This window comes from Bacillus sp. JJ1773 (assembly GCF_036962035.1).
Taxonomy (GTDB): domain Bacteria; phylum Bacillota; class Bacilli; order Bacillales; family Cytobacillaceae; genus Cytobacillus.
The window spans coordinates 21,615-38,636 of record NZ_JBALNX010000018.1; the positions used below are offsets into that span (position 1 = coordinate 21,615).

Annotated in this window: 21 protein-coding genes and 2 pseudogenes; 10 read left to right on the plus strand and 13 right to left on the minus strand. The window is 40.0% G+C overall.

Annotated elements, in window-relative coordinates; translation table 11 throughout:
- Window positions 1-37: 37 nt before the first annotated feature.
- The 7 genes and pseudogenes from V7127_RS03930 to V7127_RS03960 all read right to left on the minus strand — a co-directional run bounded on the left by V7127_RS03930 (window position 38) and on the right by V7127_RS03960 (window position 4,351).
- Window positions 38-130, minus strand: coding sequence for a putative holin-like toxin (locus tag V7127_RS03930; RefSeq protein ID WP_335354603.1), 93 nt, complete (start codon window positions 128-130; stop codon window positions 38-40).
- Between the two features lie 197 nt (window positions 131-327).
- Window positions 328-678 carry a hypothetical protein gene (locus V7127_RS03935; RefSeq protein WP_335343801.1) on the minus strand — a complete coding sequence of 117 codons (351 nt, stop codon included), beginning with the start codon at window positions 676-678 and terminating at the stop codon, window positions 328-330.
- Between the two features lie 267 nt (window positions 679-945).
- A pseudogene (ftsZ, locus tag V7127_RS03940) lies at window positions 946-1,906 on the minus strand (cell division protein FtsZ); the annotation flags it as partial.
- 301 nt (window positions 1,907-2,207) lie between these two features.
- Window positions 2,208-2,353: pseudogene (locus V7127_RS03945) on the minus strand (IS5/IS1182 family transposase); the annotation flags it as partial.
- 125 nt (window positions 2,354-2,478) lie between these two features.
- Window positions 2,479-3,438: a DUF4097 family beta strand repeat-containing protein gene (locus V7127_RS03950; protein ID WP_335483732.1), complete on the minus strand. Its 960-nt coding sequence runs from the start codon at window positions 3,436-3,438 to the stop codon at window positions 2,479-2,481.
- Window positions 3,439-4,038: a DUF1700 domain-containing protein gene (locus V7127_RS03955; protein ID WP_335483735.1), complete on the minus strand. Its 600-nt coding sequence runs from the start codon at window positions 4,036-4,038 to the stop codon at window positions 3,439-3,441. It abuts the gene before it with no gap.
- Entirely contained in the window at window positions 4,031-4,351 is a 321-nt protein-coding gene (locus V7127_RS03960) for a PadR family transcriptional regulator (RefSeq protein WP_066290971.1), read from the minus strand. Before V7127_RS03960 ends, V7127_RS03955 begins: the two co-directional genes overlap by 8 nt.
- Window positions 4,352-4,757: 406 nt before the next feature.
- Between V7127_RS03960 and V7127_RS03965 the strand changes: the two genes are divergently transcribed.
- The 8 genes from V7127_RS03965 to V7127_RS04000 all read left to right on the plus strand — a co-directional run bounded on the left by V7127_RS03965 (window position 4,758) and on the right by V7127_RS04000 (window position 10,328).
- On the plus strand, window positions 4,758-5,060 hold the full coding sequence (locus V7127_RS03965) for an urease subunit gamma (protein ID WP_315666234.1): 303 nt from the start codon (window positions 4,758-4,760) through the stop codon (window positions 5,058-5,060).
- 16 nt (window positions 5,061-5,076) lie between these two features.
- A complete protein-coding gene (gene ureB, locus V7127_RS03970; protein WP_335483738.1) occupies window positions 5,077-5,400 on the plus strand; it encodes an urease subunit beta in 324 nt (107 codons plus the stop codon).
- Entirely contained in the window at window positions 5,397-7,109 is a 1,713-nt protein-coding gene (gene ureC, locus V7127_RS03975; RefSeq protein WP_335483741.1) for an urease subunit alpha, read from the plus strand. The genes ureB and ureC overlap by 4 nt, the downstream gene beginning before the upstream one ends.
- Window positions 7,110-7,155: 46 nt before the next feature.
- A complete protein-coding gene (ureE, locus tag V7127_RS03980; RefSeq protein WP_438823967.1) occupies window positions 7,156-7,575 on the plus strand; it encodes an urease accessory protein UreE in 420 nt (139 codons plus the stop codon).
- A complete protein-coding gene (locus V7127_RS03985; protein WP_335483748.1) occupies window positions 7,568-8,254 on the plus strand; it encodes an urease accessory protein UreF in 687 nt (228 codons plus the stop codon). Before ureE ends, V7127_RS03985 begins: the two co-directional genes overlap by 8 nt.
- A gap of 32 nt (window positions 8,255-8,286) precedes the next feature.
- Window positions 8,287-8,898 (plus strand): urease accessory protein UreG, encoded by a 612-nt coding sequence (ureG, locus tag V7127_RS03990; protein ID WP_335343794.1) that lies wholly within the window; start codon window positions 8,287-8,289, stop codon window positions 8,896-8,898.
- Between the two features lies 1 nt (window position 8,899).
- The gene (locus V7127_RS03995; protein WP_335483752.1) at window positions 8,900-9,724 is read left to right on the plus strand and encodes an urease accessory protein UreD; all 825 of its coding nucleotides are present in this window, start codon (window positions 8,900-8,902) and stop codon (window positions 9,722-9,724) included.
- A 133-nt stretch (window positions 9,725-9,857) separates the two neighbouring features.
- Window positions 9,858-10,328: a hypothetical protein gene (locus V7127_RS04000; protein ID WP_335483755.1), complete on the plus strand. Its 471-nt coding sequence runs from the start codon at window positions 9,858-9,860 to the stop codon at window positions 10,326-10,328.
- 51 nt (window positions 10,329-10,379) lie between these two features.
- Here V7127_RS04000 and V7127_RS04005 read toward each other — a convergent pair whose 3' ends face one another.
- From V7127_RS04005 to V7127_RS04020, 4 genes are read right to left on the minus strand one after another with little or no spacing between them, the layout of a single operon-like run.
- On the minus strand, window positions 10,380-11,945 hold the full coding sequence (locus V7127_RS04005) for an ABC transporter substrate-binding protein (RefSeq protein ID WP_335483758.1): 1,566 nt from the start codon (window positions 11,943-11,945) through the stop codon (window positions 10,380-10,382).
- A complete protein-coding gene (locus V7127_RS04010) occupies window positions 11,938-13,536 on the minus strand; it encodes an ABC transporter ATP-binding protein (RefSeq protein WP_335483761.1) in 1,599 nt (532 codons plus the stop codon). Before V7127_RS04010 ends, V7127_RS04005 begins: the two co-directional genes overlap by 8 nt.
- Window positions 13,529-14,365 carry an ABC transporter permease gene (locus tag V7127_RS04015; protein ID WP_335483764.1) on the minus strand — a complete coding sequence of 279 codons (837 nt, stop codon included), beginning with the start codon at window positions 14,363-14,365 and terminating at the stop codon, window positions 13,529-13,531. Before V7127_RS04015 ends, V7127_RS04010 begins: the two co-directional genes overlap by 8 nt.
- The gene (locus V7127_RS04020) at window positions 14,362-15,330 is read right to left on the minus strand and encodes an ABC transporter permease (RefSeq protein ID WP_335483767.1); all 969 of its coding nucleotides are present in this window, start codon (window positions 15,328-15,330) and stop codon (window positions 14,362-14,364) included. The genes V7127_RS04015 and V7127_RS04020 overlap by 4 nt, the downstream gene beginning before the upstream one ends.
- A 322-nt stretch (window positions 15,331-15,652) precedes the next feature.
- On the opposite strand from V7127_RS04020, the gene V7127_RS04025 reads away from it, so the two are divergent.
- Window positions 15,653-15,877: a hypothetical protein gene (locus V7127_RS04025; RefSeq protein ID WP_335483771.1), complete on the plus strand. Its 225-nt coding sequence runs from the start codon at window positions 15,653-15,655 to the stop codon at window positions 15,875-15,877.
- 69 nt (window positions 15,878-15,946) lie between these two features.
- Here the strand turns inward: V7127_RS04025 and V7127_RS25845 are convergent, their stop codons facing one another.
- Together V7127_RS25845 and V7127_RS04030 are read right to left on the minus strand one after the other, a co-directional pair.
- Entirely contained in the window at window positions 15,947-16,060 is a 114-nt protein-coding gene (locus tag V7127_RS25845) for an HAAS signaling domain-containing protein (RefSeq protein WP_438823966.1), read from the minus strand.
- A complete protein-coding gene (locus V7127_RS04030) occupies window positions 16,053-16,196 on the minus strand; it encodes a hypothetical protein (RefSeq protein ID WP_335483774.1) in 144 nt (47 codons plus the stop codon). Before V7127_RS04030 ends, V7127_RS25845 begins: the two co-directional genes overlap by 8 nt.
- Window positions 16,197-16,293: 97 nt before the next feature.
- Between V7127_RS04030 and V7127_RS04035 the strand changes: the two genes are divergently transcribed.
- Window positions 16,294-17,013 carry a DUF421 domain-containing protein gene (locus tag V7127_RS04035; RefSeq protein WP_335483777.1) on the plus strand — a complete coding sequence of 240 codons (720 nt, stop codon included), beginning with the start codon at window positions 16,294-16,296 and terminating at the stop codon, window positions 17,011-17,013.
- Window positions 17,014-17,022: the final 9 nt, after the last annotated feature.

The window sequence follows — 17,022 nt, forward strand, 5'->3', positions numbered from 1 at the left end:
AATTATTCACAAAAAAACACGCTTTTTTCAGCGTGTTTCAAGAATTTTTATCCTTATCTTTAAACTGCAGAACGGCGATTACCAACATCCCAAAGCTAATCATCAACGACAACGCTTCAAACGTCTCCATCCATACATCGCCTCCTTACATTCAGCCTTCCCAGATCCCAACTTGTCCTATACAAGCGAAAAAAAGTTGGTTATTTGTACCCAATATCAATATAGATAGGCTAGGCGACTTGTTCTTTTCTGAGGACATATGCATGGACTTGTGAGATGCTTTTGATGGGTTTCGATTCCCTCTCAATGGTCAAAGTGGTAATCTTTTTACTCAAATAACTTTTGCCAAAGCCATTTACTTTTCTTTGTTTCCACGCTTTTTTGCTGCGTAGCTATGATCCATTCTAATTGTGAAGCGACTTTTTCATGTTCCATTTTCTGTTCTGTCATAATTTCCTCAATGGTTTGTCTTAATTCTTGTACTTCATGAATAAGTTGCTGATTTTGTTCTCTAACCTTATTCTGCTGGAGGCGAGATTGCTCATTTTGTTGAACCAAAAAGCTGACTAGTTTCTTCATGTTTGTAAGTTCATTTTTAACCGATACGAGCTCGGATAGTGCATCTTTTAGTTCTTTCATCGTCAAATACTGATTCATTAACGATCCAGCACCTTTCATGATTAATCAACCATCCAACCATTAACATAACAACCATCTTCAAATCCATGATCATCTATAGTTTGTATATGGGGTAAACACTTAATCACCGGTTTCTTCGATTACGTAAAAAGGCAGGAATATCTAGAGATTCGATTGACGGCTGCGGTTGTTTCCTATCATTTTGAGGGTTTCCATCACGCTCAATTCTATGAGCATAGGCATGTTGTGCTTCTAGACGCGCGTCCGAAATCCCTTCTTTTGCAGGGGGAGTCGGTCTGGATGATGACATCTCCTGTTCTGTAAAACCTGTCGCTATTACGGTTACTAAAATATGATCTTTTAAGTTCTCGTTAATCACAGAGCCAAAAATCATGTTTAACTCATCGTCTGAAGCAGAAGCAACGATGCTTGCGGCCTCTTGGACTTCAAATAAACTTAAATCACTGCCGCCTGTAATGTTCATTAATACACCACGGGCGCCTGTGATAGATGTTTCAAGTAAAGGACTTTCAATGGCTGCCTTTGCGGCTTCAATGGCTCTATCTTTTCCTTTGGCTAAACCGATTCCCATTAGGGCTGTTCCTTGATTGGACATAATCGTTTTCACGTCTGCAAAATCAAGGTTGATCAAACCCGGCAAAGCAATTAAATCCGAAATCCCTTGAACCCCTTGGCGAAGAACATTATCTGCTTCACGGAAAGCTTCAACCATAGGTGTTTTTTTATCGACTATCTCCAACAGGCGATCATTGGGAATAATAATTAATGTGTCTACGGCTTCCTTCATGAGCTCAATGCCGCTGGCCGCATTGGCAGAACGCTTGCGCCCTTCGAATTTGAATGGACGCGTGACCACTCCAATCGTCAAGGCACCAAGTTCACGGGCAATTTTTGCAATAGCAGGCGCTGCTCCTGTTCCTGTGCCACCACCCATTCCAGCTGTGACGAAAACCATGTCAGCACCTTTTAATAATTCCTGGATCTGTTTTTTACTTTCTTCAACTGCCTTCCTTCCTACTTCCGGGTTTGCGCCCGCCCCTAAGCCTCTCGTCAATTTAGAGCCAATTTGCATCGTGATCTCTGCCCTCGACTGTTTAAGAGCCTGAGCATCCGTGTTAACGGCAATAAACTCAACGCCCTCTACACCGTCCTCAATCATCCGGTTCACGGCATTGTTTCCCCCGCCGCCAACTCCAATTACCTTAATTTTGGCGTTTTCGTCTATATATCCTTCGAACTCTAACATAATCATGCCTCCCGATTTCTCTTCTATTATTTTCACACTAAATGTTTCGTCTTCATTATTTGTTTTTAGTATTAAAGAATACTAGATTAGCTTGCAAATTTCTATTGGTAGATAGGCGTATTTTATATGCTGCATGGTTGTATTTAAAGATTCTAGAGGACCTGGCTCTATACCTTTTGACTAAAGGCCTAGTTGAAGGTCTTGCTAACAAAAATATTTTAGATTGGTACATAATCATAATCAACGTCCATTAGACCGTAACGAATGGATAGTGAAGGAAGCCTTTTCTGGATTCCTTTAAGGAAAATAGAAAGCCACAATCCAATCGAAACATAAAATCCTTAGTCAGTTGAATAATTTGATCTTTATATGTTGGAATTCTCTCTAGAATACCAGCTGCCAGCGTATAATAATAGCGGGATAATTAAGTTCTGTTGGTGCTCCGTATTCCTGTTCTACAAGTCTAAATGTAAATAATTTATATAACAAGAATAATAAAAGACCAAATCATATGCGATTTGGTCTGCTGATTAAAATGCTATTTACAAATTTTCTACATTCAATGATTCCAATTAAAACGTAACTTCCACATCGCCATCTTTAGCAGTGATATTTAGTCTATGACTTCCATTTCCTTCATTTATAACGTGTTTTTCATAGTCAGTATTATTAACGGTTATATCCCCAAAAGAATTTAGGATGCTATAGTCTATTTCTGACTCCTTATTTAGAAGGTGCACCTGAACATCGCCAAAGTTGGAATGAATAGAGGTGGTTCCAAAGAGTAAACCATGGATAGCGATATCTCCGTCATTGCTTTGAATATTCAACCCTTTGCTGCTAAAGTTTCGGAAAGTGATATCGCCAAATTGATTATTCAAAACGGTCGATGCTGCGTTCAACTTATCAAACTCGGCATCGGCATCATTCAGCACAATGACTAGTTCTTCTGTAGTCACATTTCTTCCATTTATATCTCCATACTGATTAACAATTTTTAGTTTATTTGCTTCCACGTTATTAAAAATAAGATCCCCATCATTTGAATCAATGCTTATTTTATCACTACTTACCCCTTCCAATCGTACATCGCCAAATTGGTTATTTATGAGGATTTCCGAGAATTTCACTTTTTTAGGAACATAGACCTTAATGACGTTGTCCGGGATTCTAGTAAAAGTCAGATTTACAAATAGCAGCGGAACATTTTGCTTACTTTCTTCTATAACAAGCGTATCATTGTCAACTTTGTAGTTGATTTCAATTTCTTCTTGTCTTTCAATCTTTAATCCATACTCATTTGAAGGGATAACTTCAATATCGACATCATTGAGATTGCTAGTAATCTTTGTAAAAGCAGGGAGAGGCAATTCCTCTATTATTTGATCTTCTAGTCCTAATACTTTAAATCCATCCTTCGTATTTGTAATCCCGAATTTAGCTCCAGCAGTGAGGCCAATGACCGCAAGCACGATCCCAATGACAAGCATCCCGCTAGCAATCATTGTTAATACTTTCGTCTTCTTCTTCAATTAAATCGCCTCCTTACGTCTTCTCGTCACTTTATCAAATAACCTCTTTAGCCATTTTGCTAAGGCTAAACTCATACTTTTAGTAACGGATACTAGCGGCGAGAATAATAGAATGCCAATTCCAGAGACAATCAATCCAGTTCCAACGAAGAAAAGAGAAGTCTGCCAATGCTGCCCAATAACTGAGAAGCCAGCTACTATGCTGACAATTCCCGATAAGGTTAAAGCTGCGATCGTTACAAAGAAAGTAAAAATAAATGCTACACACACAATTACTGCGGAAAAAACTAGAGCAAAAACTGAAATGAGCAATGGCAAAGCAATTGGTGAAGCGAGAATTGCTAGAATAATAAACCAAATTGCAGAAAGTCCCTTTTTAGCAGACTCAGATTCAGTATCCAATCCTTTTACTGCATAATCGGCTAAAATTTGTGAGGCTACCTGGGCAGGTGAACCTAATTTTCCAATTACATTTTGAGTATTTTCTTCTCCTGCTTCATCAAAATATTCACTGTAATAATCTAAGGCTGCATTTACTTCCTCATGTGGCAATTTCCTAAGTTTGCGCTGCAATTCCCTTAAATACGACTCTTTATTCACTTTTTAATCCCCCTAGTAAAACCGTATCAATTTTTATTTTATAATCTGTCCAATCCCTGAGCAGTTCTTCATATTTAGCTCGGCCGCTATCTGTAATCCGATAATATCTTCGGTTTCTTCCTTGGAATGGCTGATCATAGGTTGTTAAATACTCACCTTTTTGCAATCTGCGCAGTACAGGGTAAAGGGTTGATTCAGAAATATCCATCACCTCGCGAACCTCCTGGGTCAGTGAATATCCGTAAGCATCCTCCTTCGCTAAGATTGCAAGTACACAGGCATCAAGTAGCGCTGATCCAAGTTGAAAAGACATAGCTGCACCTCCTATTGATCGTATTATATTGCTGCATATATTATATGTCGTATAGTATGTGTGTTAATGATATTATATGGCGTATAATATGATATGTCAACATACATAAATTTAATCTTATTAATGGCCGCCACTAATATCACTCATTAGAAAATCTCCATAATCCTAAATTATCCAACACACTGATTTAATCCATACGTGAATTGGGTATACTTTAGTGGGAAAAGTCCCTTTATTTCCCTTAAAATTTTGTTTTTCATTTATAAAAAGGTTTACCTTCACCTTCAATTTTTTTTATGCTAGAATCCTTCTAGTAGGGGGCTGTACAGCGATTTTTAAATGGAAAACAATTGAGAATTAAGTCCCTTAAATATTAATGATTAACTAATAGAAGGAGGGGTATATGATGCATCTATTGCCACGTGAAATTGACAAGCTCATGATTGTCGTGGCTGCTGATCTTGCCAAACGCCGGAAGGATAGAGGATTAAAATTAAATCATCCAGAGGCTGTTGCTCTCATTACTTATGAAGTAATGGAAGGTGCAAGAGATGGGAAAACAGTCGCCGAACTTATGGAGTATGGAGCAACGATTTTATCAAGAGAAGATGTCATGGACGGAATACCAGAAATGATTAATGATATTCAAGTCGAAGTGACATTTCCAGATGGAACAAAATTAGTCACTGTACACAGTCCAATCAGATAAACAGGAGGTTCGTTACATGCTGCCAGGTGAGTACATCTTAAAAGAGGAAGATATTATCATTAACGAAGGAAAAGAAGTCTTTATTATTTCTGTTACCAATACGGGAGATCGCCCTGTTCAAATAGGCTCGCATTTTCATTTTTACGAAGTGAACGAGGCTCTCCAATTTGACAGGGAAAAAGCTTACGGCAAGCGATTAAATGTCCCTGCTGGAGCAGCCGTTCGTTTTGAACCTGGCGATGAAAAGGAAATCCAGCTTATTCCATTTGCAGGCGAACGCCGTGTATACGGTTTCAATAATAAAGTAGATGGCTCATTAGAAAGTAGGGGTAATGGATGAGTTTTAAAATGTCCAGAAAACAGTATGCTGAAATGTACGGGCCAACAACTGGCGACTCAATCCGTCTAGCAGATACTGACTTATTTATTCAAATTGAGAAAGATCATACAACCTACGGAGAAGAGGTTGTTTTTGGCGGCGGGAAAGTGATTCGTGACGGTATGGGACAGCACCCTTTAGCAACACGCGGTGAAGGTGTAGCAGATACTGTTATTACAAACGTCGTTATTTTTGATTACACAGGTATTTACAAAGCAGATATTGCCATTAAAGACGGCAAGATTTCTGGTATCGGGAAAAGCGGCAATCCGCTCATCATGGATCATGTAGATATCATCATTGGTGCAGCAACAGAAATCATTGCTGGAGAAGGCTTAATCGTAACAGCTGGCGCTATCGATACACATGTGCATTTTATTAATCCTGAACAAGTGCAAACAGCATTAACATCGGGCACAACGACATTAATTGGCGGTGGAACTGGACCAGCAGCCGGATCGCGGGCTACTACCGTTACTCCAGGCGAATGGAATATTCACCGTATGCTGGAAGCTGCCGAAGGGTTGCCGATTAACGTTGGCTTTACAGGCAAAGGCCATGCTGCATCCATCGCGCCTTTAGCAGAGCAAGTGAAAGCTGGCGTTATCGGATTAAAAGTTCACGAAGACTGGGGAGCCACTGGTTCATCCCTTGACTATGCACTGAGAGTTGCGGACGAATATGATATTCAAGTTGCTCTTCACGCAGATACATTGAACGAAAGCGGATTTATGGAAACAACAATGGCTGCTGTGAAAGATCGAGTTCTGCATATGTATCATACAGAAGGAGCTGGCGGAGGACATGCCCCCGATTTAATCAAATCTGCGGGATACCATAACATCCTGCCTTCATCTACCAATCCAACCCTCCCTTATACAGTAAATACAATTGATGAGCATCTTGATATGGTTATGGTTTGCCATCATTTAAACCCATCTGTTCCGGAAGATATTGCGTTTGCAGATTCAAGAATTAGAAGGGAAACGATTGCTGCTGAAGATATTCTTCAGGATATGGGTGTGTTCAGCATGGTCAGTTCCGATGCTCAGGCAATGGGCCGTGTTGGAGAAGTCGTTTTGCGCACTTGGCAAGTAGCCGATAAAATGAAGAAGCAAAGAGGCATTATGTCTGGCGACAGTCAATATGCAGATAATAATCGCGTAAAACGCTATATCGCAAAATATACGATTAACCCTGCGATTACCCATGGAGTTTCTAACCATATCGGGTCGATCGAAATCGGGAAAATAGCAGATTTAGTTCTTTGGTCTCCTAAATTCTTTGGGGTCAAGCCTGAAATGGTCCTTAAAAATGGACTGGCCGTAACTGGATTAATGGGGGATGCCAATGCTTCTATCCCGACACCACAGCCATATATATACAGACCGATGTATGCCCAATTCGGAACTGCCTTATCAAAAAGTTCTATTACCTTTATCTCTCAGGCTGCCTTTGATGACGGGGTTCACGAAAAGCTTGGACTGAAAAAAATCATTCTTCCAGTGGGCGGAATTCGGACTCTATCTAAAAAGGATATGAAATTGAATTCAGAGACACCTGAAATTACGGTCGATCCGCAAACATATGAAGTGAAAGTAAATGGTGAGCTGTTAACTTGTGACCCAGTGGATACGGTGCCAATGGGACAGCGATATTTCTTATTCTGAGGTGAAATGATTGATAATTGAAAAGGTTGTTACAAACTTAGAAAAAATGGACCAAGAAGAAATAAAAAAACGTCATATCGAAAAGGTTTACTTAGAAAGTGCACATTTAGTGAAACGCATTCAGAGAGTCAAAACGGATCATGGAAACGAGCTTGGCATTCGTTTGAAAGAACCGCGAGACCTTATAGCAGGCGATGTGCTATACATGGACGATAAAAATATGATTGTCATTGATGTGCTGTCAGATGATTTGCTTGTCATCAGCCCACGAACCATAAAGGAAATGGGTACAATCGCACATCAACTTGGCAATCGGCATCTTCCAGCACAATTTGAAGAAAATGACATGCTCGTTCAGTATGACTATTTAGTTGAAGAACTGCTGCAAGAGCTTGGCATTCCTTTTACACGGGAAGATCGAAAAGTAAAGCAAGCATTCCGCCATATTGGTCACAGTCATGGATAATCGAGTTCTCTCTCTGTTTCAGCTATGCGACTCCAATTTTCCTACAGGAGCTTTCAGCCACTCCTTCGGCTTAGAGAGCTACATCCAGGAAGACAAAGTGAAAGATTCAGAGACTTTTTACGAATGGCTTCAAGTATATTTGCATGAACAGCTCATTTATACAGATGGGCTTGCCTGCCGGATAACTTATGATGCGCTTCTAACTGAAGATTTTCAAAAAATCTGGAAACTCGATCGTTTAATTACCGTCCAAAACTTGCCAAGGGAAACACGCCAAGGCACGCAAATGATCGGAGCGCGAATGCTAAAGCTTACTGAATCTTTATATGAGATGGAAATCCTCTCGCAATATAAAGAGAGAATTACAAAGAAGCAATCATTCGGTCACCCAGCCATTGTTTTTGCCCTAGTTGCACATGGCCTTGGAGTGACGAAGCAAGATGCCATTCTTTATTATTTGTACTCGGCCATTTCCAGCCAGGTTCAAAACGCGGTACGGGCTATCCCCTTAGGCCAAACAGCAGGACAAGTTATCACACATAAATTTCAATCCGAATTATCTCGGGCAGTTGAAAAAATCCTTCAGCTTCCCGAAGATGACTTCGGCATTGTGTCCCCAGGCCTTGAACTATCTCAAATGAACCATGAACGAGTAAATATTCGTATATTTATGTCTTAATTTTTTATAAAAGCAGTAAAGGAAGTGTTTGAATGGAAGCAATTAGAATCGGAGTTGGAGGACCTGTTGGAGCAGGAAAAACGATGCTCATCGAAAAATTAACCCGTCATCTTGCTGATGAAATAAAAATGGCGGTCGTAACGAATGATATTTACACAAAAGAGGACGCAAAGTTTTTAATTCAGAACGGTGTTTTGCCTGAAGATCGCATTATCGGGGTTGAAACAGGCGGCTGCCCTCATACAGCTATTCGCGAAGATGCTTCAATGAATTTCGCTGCCATTGATGAGTTAGTCGAGCGCCATCCAGATGTCGAGCTTATCTTTGTGGAAAGCGGCGGAGATAACCTTGCAGCCACTTTCAGCCCAGAGCTAGTAGACTTCTCTATTTATATTATTGATGTTGCACAAGGCGAGAAAATTCCGCGCAAAGGCGGACAAGGGATGATTAAATCAGATTTATTCATCATTAACAAAACAGACCTTGCTCCTCATGTCGGTGCCAGCCTTGAAGTAATGGCTCAGGATACGAGAGTTTTCCGCGGAGAAAAGCCATTCTTTTTCACAAATTTGAAAAAGGACGAAGGTCTCCCTGAAGTGATTGACTGGATCAAGAAGCATGCATTATTAAAAGGATTAGAGTAAGATGACAGACTGGACTGGCGTGTTATCTTTAGATCTTGAAGACAGACACGGGAAAACCGTTGCTAAAAATGTGTATTTTCAAGGCGCATTCAAGGTCATGCGGCCGGTTTACCATGATGATTCAGGACAGGTTTGCTATTATCTTTTAAATCCTGGCGGCGGCTATTTAGACGGCGACCGATACCGAATGAAAATATCAATCGATGAAGGCGCCAAAGCTACTTTAACAACGCAGTCGGCAACAAAGGTTTATAAGACGCCAAATGACTATGCCTATCAAGAGACAGAGATTTCCCTAAAGAAAGGCAGTTATTTAGAATATCTTCCTGATCCTTTAATTGCATATCAACATGCTCGTTATAAGCAGAAAACAGTCATTCATATGGAAAAAGGGGCAACGTTTCTTTATACAGATATTTTAACCCCGGGCTGGTCTCCGAACGGGGAAAAGTTCACCTATAATTCTATTCAATTAATGACGGAGATCTATTTGGATGATCAACTCGGTGTGTTTGATCACATTAAGCTGACCCCCGCTCAGCAAAAATTAACTGAGTTAGGGTTTATGGAAGGATATACGCATCTAGGATCGATGATCGTAATCGGCGATCAAACGGATAGCGGTCTTCTGGATGAAATTTATGAAACGATTAATATGGAAGAGTTGAATATTAAATTCGGCATATCTAAACTTGAAGTGCCGGGATTTAGTGTACGAGTTCTTGCAAACTCGACCCAAGTAATAGAACGAATTTTCGCCAATTGCCATCGTCTCATTAACGAAAAATGGTTTAATCATACACCTAGATCTTTAAGAAAATATTGAAACTAAAGTCCCGGATTAGAAAATAGGAATCCGGGCTCTTTTTTTGTGGAATTGCTTTACTTCCCTTGTAATAAATGAATATATAGTTTAAGCTAGGAAAAACTTTAGCTGAGACCTGTAGAGGAGGTTAAGTATGCCCGAGGAAAAAAAGGAAAAACCAGTAATTGAAGATTTTGCGTTTGAAAAACTTTACGAGGACCGTCCACATGAGCGACACGCATTCACATTTAAGGTTCAAGGTGATGAATATAAAGGGCATTACCATGGAGACGAGATTATATGGCTTCATCCACACCCAAAACAAATGATTGGCGAAAGTAAAGTTGACACGATCGAAGCGACTATACAGTCATTAATGAGACAACATGGGATTTCAAGCGGGATTGAGGATTTAGAATTAATGCCAGCATTTGAAGATCGAATGCACGAACGGCAAGCATTTACATTGCAAGTCCATGGCGAAGAATTTAAAGGCTTTGTACACAAAGGAGAGATTCAATGGTTCCATCCGCAGCCAAAGCAAAAGCTTGAAGAGGAACATATTGAAGCGATTGAATCAGAAATCCATGAAAAAATAGCAGAACAAACAAAGAGTGAAGAATAACAAAGGGACGGTTCTCGTGCTTCGGAAGCACAAGAACCGTCCCTTCACTTTTTATTTTTTATCCCACTCTTCAATATTCCATAATACACCGAACCCGTGATGTCCTAACGTGCGGGTGCTAATGCCAGTTACGTCTTTATTAACTCCGTATAGTGCTTCCAGATAAACTAGAAAATTATAAGGAGGATCGATTGCCAGCTCCTCCTGGAAACTTTTATAGTAGGCTTCTCTTTCATCGATATTCGTTGCTGTACGAGCCTCCATTAGAAGTTCATCAACTTTTTCGTTTTGATAGGCTCCAAAATTATATTGCCCATCGCCAATTTCACTGCTATGGAAAAGACGGAATGTGTGATCATCTGGATCAAACTCACTTCCCCAGCCAATAATTAATGCCTCTTCTCCATCATATTTTACCGCATTCCTGTCAACAGGTTTCGGTACCGCCATTATGCCAAGCGGCTTTAACTGTTCAGAAACGACATTCGCAAGTGCGACACGAATTTTATCTTGAATCGGGGAAACGAGTTCAAATTCAAATCGTTTTCCGTCTTTTGTTAAGACCCCATCTGATCCTTTTACCCAGCCGGCTTCAGCTAGAAGCTGCTTCGCTTTTTCTATATTGTACGAATACCATTCTTTTTGCGGAACTCCTGCCCAAGATTTCTGCAAAGGTCCCCATGCAGGCTCTCCCTTCCCAGCTAGTACCCCTTTGACTAATTCTTCCCGATTTACCGCAAGATTCATCGCCTGGCGGACACGCTTATCTTGAAATAACGGCAAACGCATATTATACATCACGGCACGATAATCCGCTGTCGATACTTCATGCACTGCATAAGGATCTGTTTCTTTAACGCCTGCCAGCTGATTCGGCTCCAATAAAGCTAAATCGATTTCTCCCGTTTTCAACTGTAATGCGCGTGTATTGGCATCCGGAACAGCTTTGAAAACCACTTCATCTAGCTTCGGCGCCTGTCCGTAATAATCATCATTCCGTTCTAGCACAATCGTATGATCGTTTTTCCACTCCTTTAGCTTGAATGGGCCATTGCCAATCGGGTGTTGATTAAAATCAGTTTCATTTAAATTCTCATTACGTAAAATATGCGCCGGCACGATGCCGATTTTCAGCTTATCCAAAAGAGGCGGAAAAGGACGATGAAGAGTCATTTTTACTTCAAAATCTCCTATAGCTTCAACTGACTTAATTTCATTAAATTCACCTGAAATAGGTGTATTTGTTGACGGGTCTTTAATTTTATTAAATGTAAAGGCAACATCCTCAGCAGTTACCGGTTCTCCATCCTGCCATTTAGCGTCTTCACGGAGTTTAAACGTATAGATTAGATTGTCCTGAGAAATCTCCCAACTCTCCGCTAAATCAGGTTTTACGTTATTATTCTCATCTGGCTTTGTTAAGCCGCGAAAAAGAAGGGCATCAATTTCCTGACTTTCATCTAGAACAGGATTCACTTTTTCAATTTCTGTTTCCGTACCATAAACGAGCTGCTTCTTTTTGGATGATTGAGCTTGTTCTGGATTGCCTCCGCTGCAGCTCGTTAAAACAATAAGACTAAAAATAGAAACGATCGCTAAAATTAGTTTTTTATACATGAACCTCTTCCCTCTCATTTCTTTCCAACCCTCTTTTAGAAGGATTGAGTATCGGCATATAAGACAAAAGCGCTTGTGTATATTCGTTCTTAGATTGGCAAAGCTTGTCTGAAGGCAATTCTTCAACAATCCTTCCTTCATTCATAACAAAAATACGCTGACAAAGCGCCATCGCTGCGCGGATATCATGTGATATAAAAAAAATAGCCATTTCTTCAAGTTCATTCAATGACTGGATTAGTGAAATCATTCTTGCTTGTGAGCTCATATCGAGATTGGCAAATGGTTCGTCCAACACAATGAGCTCTGGTTCTACTAACAGTGCCCTAGCAAGTGCAACACGCTGCCTCATCCCCCCAGAAAGTTCATAAGGATATAATGACATCGCAAATGAAGGAAGCTCTACTTTCTGTAAAACAGCTGCTACTTCTTCTTTTTTATTTCCTTCGCCTTTTTTCCAGTAGTCAAATCCTTCGCCAACAATTTTCTCTACTGTCCAGCGCGGGTCAAAAGAGGCTATAGGATCCTGATGCACCCATTGAACACCTCTTCGCAGCTCTTTTTGGCCATACCACGAAACCGTTCCCTTGCTGCATGCCTCAAGGCTTAGCATAAGGCGGGCAAGAGTGCTTTTTCCTCCTCCGCTTTCGCCGATTAATCCAACTATTTCTCCAGCATGAATTTGCAATGTCACATCTCGGACAGCCTCGAATTTATCTGATCGAAACCACTTTTTCTTGTGAAATGTTTTAGAGACATTATCTACTCCCATTATTGGTTTTTCTTTTTTGATAGGATAAACCATGGATGGATCCGATAGTAACCGATAATTTTCCAGCAGTTCTTTGGCTTGATCCGACTTAGGATTTGCAAATAATTCTTCAGCTGATGCCTGTTCAATGACTTGTCCATTGCTCATCACAATCACATCATCGGCCATTTCGGCCACCACACCTAAGTCATGTGTAATAAATAGAACCGTTCCGCCTGATTCCTCCTGCCATTGACGTATAAGTGATAGAATTTCAAACTGAATTTTCATGTCAAGGGCAGTCGTTGGTTCATCAGCTATTAACAGTGTTGGATTCAATGCAATAGCTATAGCCATTTGCACACGCTGTCTCATGCCGCCCGATAATTCGTGTGGGTATGAACGGAAAACATGCACAGGGTCCTTCATTTTCACTAGTCGCAAAAGTTTTATCGCTTCTTCTTTTGCCTCCCTTTTCTTCAGGGAAGTGTGGGCCTTGAAGAGCTCCATAAAATGGGATCCAATCGTTCTAATCGGATCGAAGGTTTGCCATGTATCTTGAAATACAAAACCTAGACTTTTGCCGCGATATTCCCGTTTCCGTTTACCACTCATCGTTTGCACATTTTCCCCTGAAAATGTCACAGAACCTGAAGTAACTGTTACTTCCTGAGGCAGCAAGTCAATAACTGCCCTAGCAGTTAAGCTTTTACCAGAGCCACTCTCTCCAATGAGTGCGGTGATCGTTCCTTTCCGGATGCGAAAAGAAGCATTTGCCACTAAATCTATGTCAGGAAGAGAGAGAGTAAGGTTTTCTGCTTCAAGAAGATAATCAGTCATATTTTCCTCCATTTCTGAACTGTGGACCGGTTAAGCGATCTTGCAACTCATCTCCTATAAATGTAATGAAAAGAACGGTAAAGGTTATACAAATTCCTGGAAATAAAGCCATCCACCAAGCACCTCCCAGTAAATAACTTTGTGCACCCATCAGCATATTTCCCCATGATGGTTCATGTGGAGGGATACCAATTCCAAGAAAGCTAAGTGTTGCTTCAGCAAGTACGGCATGGCTAATTCCGCTGACGGCAAGGACAGCGATAGTCGGCCAGCATTGCGGCAGCATATGCCGGTGCAATAATTGCAAAGGTGTAGCGCCGATCACGGTTGAAGCTTGAATAAAGATCTCATTCTTCATCGTCATTATTTCTGTTCGGACTAGACGGGCAATAGTCATCCAGCTTGTCAGGCTAATCACTAGAATGATAGGCATCAATCCTTTAGGCAATAGGAGCTGCAGGATAATCATGAGCAGCAGTGAAGGGAAGCTTAGAGCAGCATCCACAATCCGCATCATGATCCGGTCCATGATACCACCAGCAAAACCGCTTATCGCTCCATAACTAACCCCTATGACGATTGAAACTGTCATAGCGGCGGCACCGACTAAGAGAGAAACACGCCCTCCATACAAAAGACGTGTTAGAACATCCCGTCCAAGTTCATCTGTTCCAAATAAATGTCTTGATCCAGGGGGCTGAAGAACCTGATCCATCCTGATAGACAGCGGGTCATAAGGTGTAAGAAAAGATGCCATCCCGACAGAAAAAATAAGAAGCAAAAAAGAGGAAGTTGCTATAATTAGCTTCCACTGACGTTTCATTCTCATTTCTTTCCCTCCTCAAGCAGCTGAGAACGCAGGCGCGGATCCATCCATGCACAAAGGAGATCAACTAACAGGTTTATCGCAATGACAAAAACCATACTTAATAAAATGACGGCTAATAATACAGGGTAATCATGTGCTAGGGCAGCCTTTAAAGATAGTCTGCCAAGTCCTGGCCACGAAAAAATAGTTTCTATGACTACAGAACCTGCAAGCGCTACAGCAAGTGACATTCCTGTATAGGATAGAAAGGGGATTGAAGCATTTGGCAGCAAATGATTCAACAAAATTCTACGTTCCTCAATCCCCCGAGCTTTTAAAGCAAATATAAATCCATTATCTTTCGTTATGTTTATATGATTTCGAAGGAGCCTGATATAATAACCGGCATGTGATAAAGCGAGGACTAATGAAGGCATAAGTAAATATCGAAGTTGTTCGCCCCATCCTCCTTCCCCCATTCCGGAAGTCGGCAGTACGCCTAAATAAACGGAGAAAAAAAGCATTAGCATAAGTGCGAACCAAAAAGGCGGTATGGACATAAATAGTAAACTTACCCATGTAATCACTTGATCAAAAAAAGATCGTCGAAACAATCCGGATACGACACCAAACACGCCAGCAAGCAGAAAAATAATCAAATGGGATGACATCATAAGAATAAATGTAGGCTGCAGCGCTTGGATCACCAATAAGGTCACATCTTCCCCCGAAATGAAGGACTGCCCCCATTCGCCTTGTAATATTTGGGAAAGCCACTTTCCATATTGGACCGGGAGCGGATCATGAAGTCCAAGGTTTTCAGTGATGCGAAGTCTGTCCGCCTCACTCATTTTTTGGAGCTGTTCCCCATAAAGTGCAGCTGCTGGATCTCCTGGCAGAAACCGAATAAATATAAAGCAAAGCATGCTTCCAATGAGTAAAACTATGAATGATTCAGCAAGCCGCTTCAAAATAAATAGACCCATTTACATCCTGCTTTCTAAAAATAAACCTATAATTGCGGAAACACATGACCAAGTTTTCCTCTTGTATCTTACCATATTTTCATTCATATATTAATATATATAGAAAGCCTAAACTACTATTCTTTCTATTAGACACTTTCCCGTTTGCCCTCAGTATCTCCGCGAATTTTAAATGTACTCAATTTTATGTATAAAAGGTAAATTCAAACAGAAAATACATATAGATTCTAATAAGGAGAAAAGATATGGATTTCAATTTGATTTGGCAAACACTTATAATTTTTTACTTGGTACTCTTATTTTAAAATTGGGTGGAAGAAGATTGATTTCTCAAATGACCATTCCTCAACCCATTATTAAAATCTCAATCGGAACATTGCTTATTCAGCCCGTCACTGGAAAAAGAACTTTGGGCAACCTTGGCATTGGGGTCATATTAATTCTTTGCCTCATAGTAACGGAATACATTCAATTAAAAAATGATAGAGCCGAAACAGCTATCTCAGGAAAAGCAGTACCAGTAATTGAATATGGAACATTAAATTAGAAGAACTTGAATAAGCTCCGGCTACCTGGGCAGGCGAAACTAATTTTCCAATTACATATTGAGTATTTTCTACTCCGCTTCATCAAAATATTCACTGTAATAATCTAAGGCTGCATTCACTTCTTCATCCGGCAATTTTCTAAGTTTGCGCTGCAGTTCCCTTAAATACGACTCTTTATTCACTTTTTAATCCCCCTAGTAAAACCGTATCAATTTTAATTTTATAATCTGTCCAATCCCTGAGCAGTTCTTGATATTTAGCTCGGCCGCTATCTGTAATTCGATAATATCTTCGGTTTCTTAGGTCCAATTGGCGCATGCCTATGATTTTTTTGGAACCAATACAGGTAATTTTCCATGTTATGATACAGTCTTTATTTGGCTAAAATTAATTAAGGAATACTTTATAATAAAGGATGAAAAAATTGGATGTCATCATACATGCTATTTTTCGAACATGTGCTTCTTTCATTATCCTATTGTTTGTATCTTTATGGATTGGAAAATATATAAATTCTCATATTAATCATTATAATTTCGCTCTATCAATCACCATCGGTTCCTTTATTGCCAACATAGGATTCGACACAAACTTAAAATTTATCCCTATGGTGTCCGCCTTTCTTTCACTTATCTCCATATACTTTCTTGTTTCTTTTATTTCATCTAGAAATAGACGTTTAAGAAAGTGGCTGTCAGGACAGCCAACTGTCATTATTGAGAATGGGAAAATTCTTGATGGCAATATGAAAAAAGCAAAATATTCTTTAGATGATTTAAATCAGCAGCTTAGGGAAAAGGCAATATTTGATCTATCTGAGGTTGAATTTGCTATTTTAGAGATAAGCGGCAAATTATCTGTTATGAAAAAAACAAAATTTCAAAATTTAATCAAAAAAGATTTGTACCCAGGCATGACGAATCAAACTGCGAACCTTCCAATAGAGCTTATTATGGATGGAAAGGTGATTGGAAAAAACTTAAACAATAATTACTCAAGTGAGTGGCTTGATCGAGAAATTAAACGGAGGAACTTACAGGTGAAAGATATCCAGTATGCTGTGATTTCCTCCAGCAGTATTCTCTTTATTGATTTATTTGAAGATCAGATCATTTCACCTACAGATGCAGAATAAATTTTAAAT